This window comes from Nitrospira sp. KM1 (assembly GCF_011405515.1).
GTDB lineage: Bacteria > Nitrospirota > Nitrospiria > Nitrospirales > Nitrospiraceae > Nitrospira_C.
In genome coordinates this window covers 4,314,236-4,326,502 of the sequence record NZ_AP022671.1, presented here as the reverse complement: position 1 = coordinate 4,326,502, position 12,267 = coordinate 4,314,236, and the positions used below count along the sequence as shown (strand labels likewise).

Genomic DNA, 12,267 nt, shown 5'->3' with positions numbered 1-12,267 from the left:
CGTACAACTCACTCCCGTACATACAGGCCGGATTTGCCACCCGCCTTTGAGAGCAGGCAAATGTCACGGACGCTCATGGCCCGGTCGATAGACTTACACATGTCGTAAATGGTTAACGCCGCAATGGATGCGGCCGTCATGGCTTCCATTTCTACACCCGTTTGCCCAGTCGTCTTCGCTGTCGCGGTGAGAATGATGGCACATCGGCCCTCCTGATCGGGCTGCAATTCTTCTTTGAAGGAAATATCGACGCTAGAAAGGAGAATTGGATGGCACATCGGGATGAGGTCCGGGGTCTTCTTCGCTCCCATGACTCCGGCAACCTGGGCAACCGCCAACACATCACCCTTGGCGATTCGTCCCCGTTGTATCTTTTCCAATGTTTCCGGCTGGAGGTATATCGTTGCTTGGGCCGAGGCCACCCGCTCGGTCTGTCCCTTGTTGCTGACATCGACCATGCGAGCCCGTCCCGATTCGTTAAAATGGGTAAACTCTTCCATTTTCCTCGGTGAATCAGCCGGTTATGGGACAGTCATCCATTATGTCGGTCATTATAGGTGGCCTCCAAAATGGGAGTCAAGGGACGCCCCTTTCCCTATTTAGTGAGACCTATCTCTTCGATCATGACGGCTGGGCTCCCCGCACTTGACAAGTTGACACTCTGAAATCCAATCCATGACAATAGGACCGATGGCTACAAAAATTGTAGTAGAACGCCTGGAATTTCAGGCGCGTTGTGGGGTGACTCCAGATGAACGACGGACACCCCAAGCCCTAGCCATCGATATGGAGCTGGAAGGTGAAATTGGTCTTGCGGCTCAGTCAGGGAGTTTGACGGATACGATTGATTATTCCCTGGTGACGTCTCGAATTGTTGCGATCGGCTCAAGCAGAGAATGGATACTTCTTGAATCGCTCTCCGAGTGTTTCCTTTCGATGCTGTTCGACGAATTTCCCATTGAAAAGGCCAAATTATGGCTTCGAAAGCTCACGCCGCCGCTTTCGGATAAGGTGAAATCAGTGGGGATACACATCGAACGGGGAAGAGTGGCGCAGCAGCACGATCAATCAGGCGTGCGCCCTTTGAGATTCTTAACGCAGCACCTGCATCGATTGACGAAAGGTCGCGCGCTCGATGTCGCTTCAGGATCCGGACGTAACGCCCTCTATCTAGCAGAACATGGGTTTGACGTGGAGGCACTCGACCGCGATACAGAATCTTTGACGAAATTATCGGCTGCAGCTGCACTGCGGCATCTTCACCTGACCGTCAAACCAATAGATTTGGAGCGCACGACAGATGAGCGCCCTGAGTTTCCGGCAAACAGCTATGACGTGATCGTGGTGTCATTTTATCTCTATCGCCCCTTATTTCCATGGATAATCGATGCGTTGAAACCAAATGGCATCCTGGTGTACGAAACCTTCAGCATTGAAAACTACTTCCGCCATCGGCATCCCCGACGCTGGGAATTCTGCTTGGCTCATAATGAACTTCTGCGCCTGACCTCCGCCCTAAAGGTCCTTGCCTATGACGAAGGGGAACATGAGGGTACCCCTGACTCCGGTACGGCCTTCACCGCCCAATTGATCGCTCAGAAAGCCGGTACTCACGTGGTCTCATGAGTCGCATCGACCTGCACCTCCATACCACACACTCTGATGGAAGCCTGCCTCCCGTGCAGGTCGTGCTTCTGGCTCAAAAGGCCCGTGTCACGGCCCTGGCCATTACCGACCATGATATAACCAGTGGTATCCCGGAAGCCATGACCGCGGGCGCCGCACTCGGCGTCGAAGTCATTCCGGGGGTCGAAATCAGCTCCTTCGACGGTCAAAACGAACTCCATATACTGGGTTATTGCATGGACTGGAAGGACGAACAATTCAATCGGCGTTTGGCCACATTGAGGCAGAGCCGCCATCGCCGTAATCCGTTGATCATTGAACGGTTGAGAGCCGAAGGTCTTGACGTGACCTATGGAGAGGTTAAAACATTGGCGGGGACGGAAGCCGTCGGGCGTCCTCACATTGCGCAGCTCTTGATGCAAAAGAAATATGTCAACTCGGCTAAAGAGGCCTTTGATCGTTATCTCGCCGAAGGAAAGCCTGCCTACGTCGCCCGCGAACTACCGCCGCCCTCGGAAGCGATCGATTGGATCAAGAACGCCGGAGGCGTGGCGGTACTCGCCCATCCAACATGGGCGAAAAAATCGGAAGGTGATTTGCGAGTCTGCGTCACCGGTCTGAAAGATGCCGGCTTGGGAGGCATTGAGGTTCACTACAGTACCCACACGAAGTCTCAGACCTCGACCTACCTGAATTTAGCCAGGGAACTGGGATTGCTCATCACCGGCGGGAGTGATTTTCACGGTCTCACCAAGCCGGACATTGCAGTCGGGACCGGACGCGGGGGTCTGACCGTCAATCCCGATCTTCTGGACCCGCTCAAGAACGCTGCCGCCCGAGTGTAATCGTTCCAGAGATGCATTTGCGTTCCATTCCTCCAATTCGTTGACTCCCCGATCCGTTCCGATACACTAAACACGGCTCCGGATCTCACCCCGACATCCACATGCTGAACGCCTGGAACTGGATACTTCCTCATCTCGCTGGAATAATGCTCTCCCTTCTGGCAGGCCCTACACTTGGGAGCTTCTTTTCAGCACAATCCGTTCCACTTCCCTTCTTCCAATTGACACCTGCTGCGCTGATCAGGCTAAGCGCCGACCTCATGGCGCTGACCTTTGTGTTTTCTCTTGCCATGAATGCTTGCCAACGGTTTCCTGACGCCTCACGTGGATCGCGTTTTGTTCGACACATGGTGATCCCCATCACAATGCTCATGATCCTGACCTTCGGCGACAAAGCGCTGAGGGGAGTGGGACTCCCGCTGATCGACCGCCTCGGCATTGCACAATACCTCTGGGCCTATTCGGCCAGCTTGATCGGTGTCGGTCTCTGGCTCACCCTGACGTGGATTCGGCATTTTGAATCGTTTTGTGAAGTGTTTACACCTCGGGTTCCCGCACAGCGCACAGGCATCGCTTCCGCCATGGAAAGCGACGGCCAACCGGAAGAAACCACCGGCATGCCATCTGTCTCAAGTTCGAACAGCGGATTGGCGATCAACGGTTCCGCTCCCGCAATGCTCGGTCGGTACAAGGTCCTGAAAGAATTGGGACGAGGCGCCATGGGCATCGTCTATTTGGGGAAGGATCCGACGATCCAGCGATTCGTTGCGATCAAGACGATGCGGCTGGATCAGATCGACGACAGCGAAAAGCTGCAAGAAGTAAAGGCGCGATTCTTTCGCGAAGCCGAGTCTGCGGGCAAGCTCTCCCATCCCAACATTGTGACAATCTACGATGCGGGCGAGCAGGACGATCTGGGCTACATCGCGATGGAACTACTGGACGGTCAAGCGCTCAGACAATGGTCAAGACCTCCCCATCTGCTTCCCCCAATGGAAACGATTCAAGTGCTCGCCACCGTGGCAGATGCATTGGACCATGCCCACCAAGAGGGAGTCGTTCATCGCGACATCAAACCCGCGAACATCATGTTAACCAAGGACCGCACCGTCAAAGTGATGGACTTTGGAATTGCGAAGATGGCGTCGAGCAGCAGAACGCAGACCGACATGGTCCTCGGCACCCCCACCTATATGTCTCCAGAGCAAATCGGCGGCAAGAAGGTCGACGGGCGATCGGATATTTTTTCACTTGGCATCGTATTCTTCGAACTCCTGACCGGACGACCGCCGTTCATGGCTGATAATTTGCCGGCCCTTCTATTCGCCATTGCTCATCACCATCCTCCCGCGCTCCAATCGATTCGCAAGGATCTGCCGCCGATGTGTCAGGAAATCGTGACACGCGCCCTTCAAAAGGACCTTCCCCAGCGTTATCGCCGGGCCGCAGAGCTATCGCAAGACCTGCAGGCCTGCCTCCATAGTCTTGCCGCCTGAGGAATATTCTTGCCCATCGAAATATCCCACAGCGTCAAGACGGATATCGGACTCAAACGCACGACCAACGAAGATTGTTTTCTGGCAGAGCCCGCATTGGGGCTCTATGTCGTCTGCGATGGTATGGGAGGAAGCAACGCCGGAGAAATTGCCAGTGCCATGGCTGTCAACACTATCAGGCGCACGCTGGCAACATCGCTGTTCTCCGATGGTTCCTCATCATCCAGCGGGCAACAATGCTCGGTCCCCTGTGAGTATGACCGACTCGCAGCGGCTATCCGGTCAGCCAATCAAGCCATCCATCACGAATCCTGGAGCCAAGCCGGCCTCACAGGCATGGGAACCACGGTGGTGGCGGCGTACATTGTTGGCGAGCGGCTTTTCTTCGCACACGTCGGCGACAGCAGATTGTATTTATTCCGAGAAGGATCTCTACAAGTATTGACTCAGGACCATTCCTGGGTCGCGGAGCAGGTCCGTAACGGGGGAATGACCGAACGCGAAGCGGAATGCTCACCGAAGCGACATATCATCACGAGGGCGCTCGGGATCGAGAGTGCCGTTGAAGTTGATATCGGAGACATCGTGCTTCTTAGCGGCGATCGGCTGCTTTGTTGTTCCGACGGCCTGACACGTGGCGTACGCTCCGAAGAGATCGGAGATGTACTCGGCCATTGCCTCAACATCGCCTACGCCGCGGATTGCTTGGTAGCGATGGCCAATCAAGCAGGCGGCGACGACAATACCACCGTGCTGATCGTCTCGGTTGAATCTATGCGATTGTGGCAGCGAATCCGTCAGGACTGGTTGCTTCCGAACGCGTGACAACCGAAAGGAGTTCGCCATGGGTCTTTCGACCGCAGCTCACGCCACTGTGCTCGTCAAACTCGACGGCCAAACGGCTCACCCGCTTGAGATCGCGGACGGCGGACTCACGATCGGCAGACGATCGGACAACGATCTTTCGGTCGACGATCATACGGTATCGGCTTACCATGCCAGGATCGTCAAAGTTCAATCGGTCTACTTCATCGAAGACCTCAAGAGCACGAACGGTACATCGGTCAACAGTAGACGCATTACACGGCATCAACTGCGCGATACCGACGTGATCACGATCGGCAAACATCGCATGATCTTTCAAGAAGCGGCGATAGCAAATCACCTCCTACCGCAACCGGTATCCACCGACGAACACACGATCGTCATCAGCAAAACGCAAGGAGCAGCGGCAACCAAGGCCAAGGTTCTCGTGAACAGCGGCAAAACAGACAGGCGAGAGTACGTGCTAACACGACCTGTGAACGTCATCGGTTCAGAGAATGGTGCCTCCATACGTCTGATGGGCTGGTTTGCCCCTAAATCGATCGCTCATATTTCCTGCCGTGGAGGCCGATATTATCTCACTGCTCTTCAGCCGAAGAAGCCTCCGCTCGTCAACGGCGCCGTGACCACAGCCGTACAACGATTGGAAAACGGAGATCAGATCGAGGTGGCGGGAATCCTGCTGACGTTTTATTCACTTCCGTCTGGGGAGGAGGTCACTGCGTGAAGAGCAACGTGCCTTTCGGCAATGTGCCATAACAGCGATCCGAAACATCCTGCGTATGATCCTGCAAGCACTGTAGCACCCGTCCCTCTCCCGGCCTGACTAACCGACAGAAGCGCTTAATGTCCATGTCGCAAGCCGCGAACATACGTGTCCGTTCATCCTTCCACTTCACGAAGCGCTCTTGCAGTTGCGCCTGACAGGACGAATCCAGTTTTTTCGCACGGCGCTCCAGACAGCGGGTCCGTGAGGTCCCATCCGTGGAGTCCGGACACAACTGTTCGATTTCAGCTGCACATTTAAGCTTGGTGATTTGGGACACGCGCGGGTCGGTGGGGATTGATCCAGAGGCATATGCCGATTTCTGATCGGCGGTCCTGTTCTCGACAGCGTCGGAGCCATGGAACGGTAACGAGGACGACCGGCCCGGAATCGACAGATCGAGGGCCGGTTCCGGCTGACGATCTGCCGTCATCGGCCCGGCAGTAGCCGACTTCCGATCCGTCGACGTTATCTGATCGGTCGATGGGGCATTGGCCGCCGCAAGGTCAAGTTGTGATGGAAGGCTGGTGACAATAGAGAGCCATACCAATGCCAGTCCGATGACCGTGAACAGTACCGCAAGAACTTTCCCGAACGTATCCTGTTGAGCCATAGATCCTTCCCTCGTTGCACAGTCGAGGATAGGACAAGAGGGGAAAAAAATCGACGAAATGTCCTGATTCAGCAGAGAAGAAATGAAAGGAGAACGCTCAGTTTTCCGGAGCCTCGACGATGTGATTTTCGAATCTCGTGCATCCTTCCGCCAGCAGACGGTTGGTCAGCATCTCGCCTGGCCATTCGATGGGAAGATCGGCCGTAAAGACCCAGACATCAGGCGACGTCCAAACTGGTCCGTGATCCTCTGGCAACTCGGGATCGAACAGATCGGTCCAGACAGGCATGTACACGCCATTGCCGCATTGGGTATGGAGATGAACAATCGTCCTTGCACGAACCAGCGGGTCGAGGTCGTGCCAAACGGCGGCGGTCTCATCTGCGAGATGATGCAGCCGAACCGCGTTCTGCGCATCGAACATGGCGTAGGACGCGTACACTGGTGCGTCGAGCGTATCCGGTGCGCGGGCGAGTTCGGGACATTGTTCCACCAGACCCTCTAGGAGCGCTCGGCGATGTGGATCTTCAAGAGAGTCGGGAAGGTCCGAATCTGGTACACCGATCAATTCAAATAGCAGAAATGCGGTGTTTTCAACCGGAGGGTAGAGCCTCGCTGCGATCGATTGGGTTCGTTGAGAATCCCCGACAGAGGTCAAATGCTCGTTCAATGTCTGTAGACTGAGCGGTTCCAACGTCGCATCGGTGAGTAACCGGGCCTCGACCCGAACCAGCGTCCCTGCGGACAACCTGAGATGCCGGTGCAAAAGATCGGCCGTCGCGACTGGATCGATTTTAAGTTTCAACGGATGAGACAGGTTGGCTTGAAGCGGAAGTTCCAGCGCGGCCATGACGGCGTAGGACTGTTTGTCATCGGTGGCAGTGTCCAGCATGATCGAACATGAGGCCTCCGCAACCAAATCAAACAACCATTCAGCCATGTCTTCATCGAGCGCGGCGAGAACCGTGAGGAGATCGTGTTCCCGACCCTGTTCGAGAAATGCCTGCAGTGTATCGATGGCGGCATCGGTGTCGCCATGATCATGGCGACGGGCATTGATCAAATGAATGAGATCCCGTGTCAGGGGATCCGGGCGGGACCAACTCAACATCCAAAACTCCTTCGATGACAAGCACTCACGTATCGGCCAGGTGAGTTCATGTTGCCAAACTTTTCATGCCGGAGCAAGGGACGACGAACTTCCAGCGTAAGCCTTTGGACTCCTGCCACCATACCAGTCCCCTTACTCCCCGACGATCTTGATGAGAACACGTTTCCGTCTTCTTCCATCGAACTCTCCGTAGAAAATTTGTTCCCATGGTCCGAAATCCAGCCGGCCGTTCGTCACCGCGACGACCACTTCGCGTCCCATCAGTTGACGCTTGATGTGCGCATCGCCATTGTCCTCCCCGGTGTCATTATGGCGATAGGACGCATCGTGCGGAGCGACGGTCTCCAAAAACTCATCATAATCCTGCAGGAGGCCTGGCTCGTCATCATTAATATAAACGCTGGCCGTGATATGCATCGCGTTGACGAGCACCAGGCCTTCTTTGACACCGCTTCTCGCAACGGCCTCTTCGACCTGAGAAGTAATATTCAGATAGGCGCGCCTCGTCGCGGTCTCAAACGATAATTCTTGCCTGAAGGATTTCATCGGCCGTTCGCTGCGCGTGGCAGAAGCATAAGATACTAGCCGCTGGTGCACATCGTCAAACATGCATGCGGCGGATATAATGATACCTATGACCGCTGCCCCGCCGGACAGGTTGCCGCTTCCGTTGCTCACAACCGAAGCCCGAGTCGTCTTGAGGAACCGATATCTCGCGAAGCGTCGGGGCGCTACCGGACGTGAAACGCCCGCGCACATGTTCTGGCGCATTGCGACCGATATTGCCTCGGCCGAGCTACGATATTCGAAGCGATCGAGATTGCCTCATGCAGCCAGCCGGTTTTACGAGATGATGGCGAGGCTCGACTTCCTTCCCAATTCTCCAACATTGATGAATGCCGGCCGTTCCTTACAACAACTATCGGCGTGTTTTGTACTTCCCGTCGAGGATTCGCTCGCGTCCATTCTGGAATCCGTCAAGTCACAAGCATTGGTCCACCAATCAGGAGGTGGAACTGGGTTTTCGTTCAACCGTATTCGGCCGCGGCACGATCTGGTCGCCTCGACCAACGGCATGGCATCCGGCCCGATCTCGTTCATGCGTGTATTCAATCTCACGACCGACGTGATCAAGCAAGGCGGTGCCCGCCGCGGAGCAAACATGGGGATTCTGCAGATCGATCATCCCGATATTCTTGATTTTATCGCGCTCAAACGGAATCCGGCGGAAATGACGAACTTTAATCTCTCTGTGGGACTGACCAGGTCGTTCATGCGCGCCAGGAAACAGAACCGCTTCTACGCGCTGATCAATCCGCGAACCGGCTTGGCCGTCAAACGCATCTCCGCACGGATGGTTTTTGATCGGCTGGTTGACGCCGCCTGGGAATCCGGAGAACCGGGTGTCCTCTTTCTGGATACCATCAACCGAGCCAATCCTACTCCGCGGCTCGGCCGCATCGAAGCCACCAACCCATGCGGAGAACAACCGCTGCTGCCGTTTGAGTCCTGCACGCTCGGATCGATCAATGTTTCAAACTTTGTCCTGGAGCGTCCTGACGGACCTGTTCTCGACTACTCCCGTCTGGGGGAAACGGTCGAACTCGCTGTCCGTTTTCTCGACAATGTCATCGACCGCAATCGGTACCCCCTGGCTGAAATCGAGGCCGCCACTAAACGCACTCGAAAGATCGGCCTCGGCATCATGGGCTTCGCCGACCTCTTGATTCGACTACGCATCCCCTATGATTCGGATCAGGCGCTCGCCGTGGCGCGCAGGCTCATGCAATTTTTGAAGTCTCAGGCGCACCGGGCGTCTCACAGGCTCGCCGAAGAGCGAGGGCCGTATCCGGCACTCCACAGAGATCGTGCACACACCAGCGGTATCTTGCGGAATGCGACGGTCACCACGATCGCCCCAACCGGTACGATCAGCATCATCGCAGGATGCTCACCGGGCATCGAACCGATTTATGCGATTCAAACCGTACGGACGGTATTGAACGGGCGCCAACTGGTCACTCGTCATCCCCTCTTCATGCGGATGGCACGGGTAGAGGGACTTGACCTGGATCGTATCCAGACGCACCTGGATGCCGCGCCATCGATTCGAGACGTGCCAACCATTCCGTCACACCTTCGCCTGCTGTTTCCCACGGCCCATGACGTGGCACCCGAACATCACGTTCGCATGCAGGCGATCTTTCAGCGTTACAGCGACAGCGGAGTGTCCAAAACGATCAATCTGCCATCCACAGCGACTCGCCAAGAGGTTGCCCGGGCGCTGCTGCTGGCCCATGAACTTGGCTGCAAAGGTCTCACGGTGTTTCGATCGGGGAGCCGGGCCGATCAGGTGTTGTCCTGCACAAAGACCAAGAGTTGTTGAGCAATCGGTCGACCGATCGGCGCGTGTCGTGGATAAAATTGACAGGCTAGAATGATGGTGATAAGTATTTCGCGATTGTGACGATACGGCATCCGGCCGCTCAGTTTGGAGGTATGTGATGGCTGCGCTCGTAGGACATCTGACGCCCGTGGGAAACCAGTTGGATTTTTCCCGTTTCTTCGCACGCCAACCAGAGCCTGATCTCGAATTCACCGAAGAAGAACTCGACCAAACCGCTTCAACGCGTCCCATTTCTCCGATGAAACCACCGAAAAAATCCGGCGGAGGGCGTCCTCTGCTCTGGATATTCCTATTGCTCTTGGTCGGGGGCATCGGCTACGTCGCGATGGAGCCTGAGCAACTGACCGAATGGCTCGCACCATTGTTGGGCGAAGCTCCTCAGTCATCGGCTCCGACCGTCGCCACGCAGCCACATTCACCTTCACAGCCCTCTCTCGCTCCTCCACCTCCGCCGCCGACAGCAGGCGAAGGCACCACAGCCCCAGCCGAATCCCAAGGCGCGCCGACACCTTCCGAGCCGCCGCTCGCACCAGCGCAACCAACGGCGCCTACGCCCATGCCTTCGGCCATTTCCCCTTCGTCTCCGCTCTTCGCCGAAGGACAACGGGTGACCGTGGTCGGAAATCCTGCCGCACCAACAGAAATGATCTCCCTGACCATGGACCCGACGGGTACCAAGCCCGGAGCTGCGCTGAGACCCGGAACAACGTTGACCGTCGCAGACGGTGACTTGCAGCCTAGTGGCTGGGTGTATTCAGTCCGAAGCGATGACGGCACGAAGGGATGGATCTCGGAGCGGCGTCTGCGTCTAAAATTCTGATTTTCTATCGTGCTCTACACACCTGAAGGCCGGTCCTGATCTCCGGCCTTCTCTCTTTCCTCTGTGTTATAATCCGCGCCGTTGCATCGATCGACGGCTGTTCACCCCAAAGATCTATGCCCCAGCTCAAAGCGATCATATTCGATTTCGACGGCATCATTGCGAATACCGAGCCGCTCCATTACGCCGCGTTGAGAAACACGTTACGGGAGATCGGCATTTCGTTGAGCGAAACCGAGTACTACCGAGAATACCTGGGCTTTGACGATCGGGGTTGTTTCATCGCCGCGCTCACAACCAACGATCGTCCCATTATCCCAACTTTGATGGCTCAACTGATGGATCGGAAAGCGAAAGTCTACATGGGCTTGGTGAAGCAGCCCAACGTGTTATTTCCCGGGGTCGTCGAATTCGTCAAACAGGCGGGACGCGCCTACCCATTGGCCATCGCATCCGGTGCCCTGCGCCATGAAATCGAGTACATCCTGGAAGGAGCCGGTCTACGCAAAGAATTCACCCATATCACAAGCGCGGAAGATGTCGCCAGAGGAAAGCCGGATCCTCAGCCTTTTCTTCACGCGCTCCGGTCTTTGCAACGATTGCGAGATCCTCACCTCACTGCTGAATCCTGTCTGGTCATAGAAGATTCCCTTCCTGGTGTTGAAAGCGGAAAGGCGGCATCCATGAAAGTTCTGGCCGTGACCAATACCCATTCCGTACAGGACCTGCACAGAGCTGATGCGGTCACGCATACGCTGGCGGCCGCGAACCTTGATGAACTCCGCATACGTTTATGGCCGTCTTCATGAGGACGATGGGCTTATGAGAATCTGTTCATTCGTTCCCGGTGCAACCGAGGTCGTGGCAGCCCTCGGCCTGGCCGACGACCTGGTCGGGATCAGTCATGAATGTGACTACCCGACTGACGTGAGGCATGCACGGATACTGGTTGAATCATTGGTCGACAGTCGTCATTCGTCGAGCGCCCGCATCGACCAGGAAGTCAAACATCTGGCGGCATCAAGTGGACATCTGTACCGTCTCGACGAACGAGCGTTCATCGAGGCAAATCCCGACACGCTGCTGATTCAGGATCTTTGCCATGTCTGTGCGGTCACACCGGATCAAATCGGTCGCGCCGTGAAATGCCTGTCCGTCCCGCCGCGGATCGTCAAGCTGAATCCGACAACACTGGATGCCGTGCTGCATGACATCGCGCGCATCGGCAAAGCCGTGGAACAATGCGATCGAGCGTGCAGACTCACCACATCTCTTCGCGACCGGCTGGAGCAGGCGAGGGCCCACACCTCTTCATCCATCAAGCCACGCGTCCTTTGTCTGGAATGGCTCGCTCCACTCTACGCCGGCGGGCATTGGATTCCGGAGATGGTCGATATGGCGGGAGGAATCGACGTGGTCGGACAAGCAGGCCAACCGTCGCGGGAGATATCCTGGCAGGAGGCATTCGCTGCGGCACCTGACATCGTAATTCTCATGCCCTGCGGTTTTGGAGTGTCCCGCACGTGCGCAGAAGTGCATACTTTGCTTGAACACTCAACCGACTGGTCACGAGCGGCGCTCGAGTGGCCCAACGTCTTCGTGGTCGATGCAACCTCTTACTTCAGTCGGCCTGGCCCACGGCTTGTCGACGGAGTGGAACTGCTCGCGTCCGTCTTTTCCGGACACATCGATGCTGAGACGAGATCACCTTCCGTGCGACGTGTGTCATGGCCGATGAATTCCACGCGCTTTTAGGAC

At 56.0% G+C, this 12,267-nt stretch carries 13 protein-coding genes; 9 read left to right on the top strand and 4 right to left on the bottom strand.

Annotation, left to right across the window (positions count from 1 at the left end; genetic code table 11):
* Nucleotides 1-8: 8 nt before the first annotated feature.
* The gene (gene moaC / locus W02_RS20470) at nucleotides 9-500 is read right to left on the bottom strand and encodes a cyclic pyranopterin monophosphate synthase MoaC (protein WP_173051118.1); all 492 of its coding nucleotides are present in this window, start codon (nucleotides 498-500) and stop codon (nucleotides 9-11) included.
* A 190-nt stretch (nucleotides 501-690) separates the two neighbouring features.
* Between moaC and W02_RS20465 the strand changes: the two genes are divergently transcribed.
* The 5 genes from W02_RS20465 to W02_RS20445 all read left to right on the top strand — a co-directional run bounded on the left by W02_RS20465 (nucleotide 691) and on the right by W02_RS20445 (nucleotide 5,519).
* Nucleotides 691-1,626 (top strand): dihydroneopterin aldolase, encoded by a 936-nt coding sequence (locus tag W02_RS20465; RefSeq protein ID WP_173051116.1) that lies wholly within the window; start codon nucleotides 691-693, stop codon nucleotides 1,624-1,626.
* The gene (locus W02_RS20460; RefSeq protein WP_173051114.1) at nucleotides 1,623-2,471 is read left to right on the top strand and encodes a PHP domain-containing protein; all 849 of its coding nucleotides are present in this window, start codon (nucleotides 1,623-1,625) and stop codon (nucleotides 2,469-2,471) included. The genes W02_RS20465 and W02_RS20460 overlap by 4 nt, the downstream gene beginning before the upstream one ends.
* A gap of 260 nt (nucleotides 2,472-2,731) precedes the next feature.
* A complete protein-coding gene (locus W02_RS20455; RefSeq protein ID WP_197742084.1) occupies nucleotides 2,732-3,967 on the top strand; it encodes a serine/threonine-protein kinase in 1,236 nt (411 codons plus the stop codon).
* A gap of 9 nt (nucleotides 3,968-3,976) precedes the next feature.
* The gene (locus W02_RS20450; RefSeq protein ID WP_173051111.1) at nucleotides 3,977-4,792 is read left to right on the top strand and encodes a Stp1/IreP family PP2C-type Ser/Thr phosphatase; all 816 of its coding nucleotides are present in this window, start codon (nucleotides 3,977-3,979) and stop codon (nucleotides 4,790-4,792) included.
* A gap of 19 nt (nucleotides 4,793-4,811) precedes the next feature.
* On the top strand, nucleotides 4,812-5,519 hold the full coding sequence (locus W02_RS20445; RefSeq protein WP_173051109.1) for an FHA domain-containing protein: 708 nt from the start codon (nucleotides 4,812-4,814) through the stop codon (nucleotides 5,517-5,519).
* On the opposite strand, the gene W02_RS20440 is transcribed toward W02_RS20445, so the two are convergent.
* From W02_RS20440 to W02_RS20430, 3 genes are all read right to left on the bottom strand, one after another.
* Nucleotides 5,509-6,171, bottom strand: a complete 663-nt coding sequence (locus W02_RS20440; RefSeq protein ID WP_173051107.1) for a cysteine rich repeat-containing protein — start codon at nucleotides 6,169-6,171, stop codon at nucleotides 5,509-5,511. The two genes, W02_RS20445 and W02_RS20440, sit on opposite strands and share 11 nt — an antisense overlap.
* A 97-nt stretch (nucleotides 6,172-6,268) precedes the next feature.
* Nucleotides 6,269-7,282 (bottom strand): hypothetical protein, encoded by a 1,014-nt coding sequence (locus W02_RS20435; RefSeq protein WP_173051105.1) that lies wholly within the window; start codon nucleotides 7,280-7,282, stop codon nucleotides 6,269-6,271.
* A 132-nt stretch (nucleotides 7,283-7,414) separates the two neighbouring features.
* The gene (locus W02_RS20430) at nucleotides 7,415-7,828 is read right to left on the bottom strand and encodes a secondary thiamine-phosphate synthase enzyme YjbQ (RefSeq protein WP_173051103.1); all 414 of its coding nucleotides are present in this window, start codon (nucleotides 7,826-7,828) and stop codon (nucleotides 7,415-7,417) included.
* A 79-nt stretch (nucleotides 7,829-7,907) separates the two neighbouring features.
* On the opposite strand from W02_RS20430, the gene W02_RS20425 reads away from it, so the two are divergent.
* The 4 genes from W02_RS20425 (at nucleotide 7,908) to W02_RS20410 (ending at nucleotide 12,264) form a co-directional block, all read left to right on the top strand.
* Complete coding sequence (locus W02_RS20425; RefSeq protein WP_173051101.1) at nucleotides 7,908-9,668, top strand: adenosylcobalamin-dependent ribonucleoside-diphosphate reductase; 1,761 nt, start codon at nucleotides 7,908-7,910, stop codon at nucleotides 9,666-9,668.
* A gap of 118 nt (nucleotides 9,669-9,786) precedes the next feature.
* Entirely contained in the window at nucleotides 9,787-10,509 is a 723-nt protein-coding gene (locus tag W02_RS20420) for a hypothetical protein (RefSeq protein WP_173051099.1), read from the top strand.
* A 116-nt stretch (nucleotides 10,510-10,625) separates the two neighbouring features.
* Nucleotides 10,626-11,318, top strand: coding sequence for an HAD family phosphatase (locus tag W02_RS20415; RefSeq protein WP_173051097.1), 693 nt, complete (start codon nucleotides 10,626-10,628; stop codon nucleotides 11,316-11,318).
* A 13-nt stretch (nucleotides 11,319-11,331) separates the two neighbouring features.
* Nucleotides 11,332-12,264 (top strand): cobalamin-binding protein, encoded by a 933-nt coding sequence (locus tag W02_RS20410; RefSeq protein ID WP_173051095.1) that lies wholly within the window; start codon nucleotides 11,332-11,334, stop codon nucleotides 12,262-12,264.
* The last annotated feature ends 3 nt before the right edge of the window (nucleotides 12,265-12,267 follow it).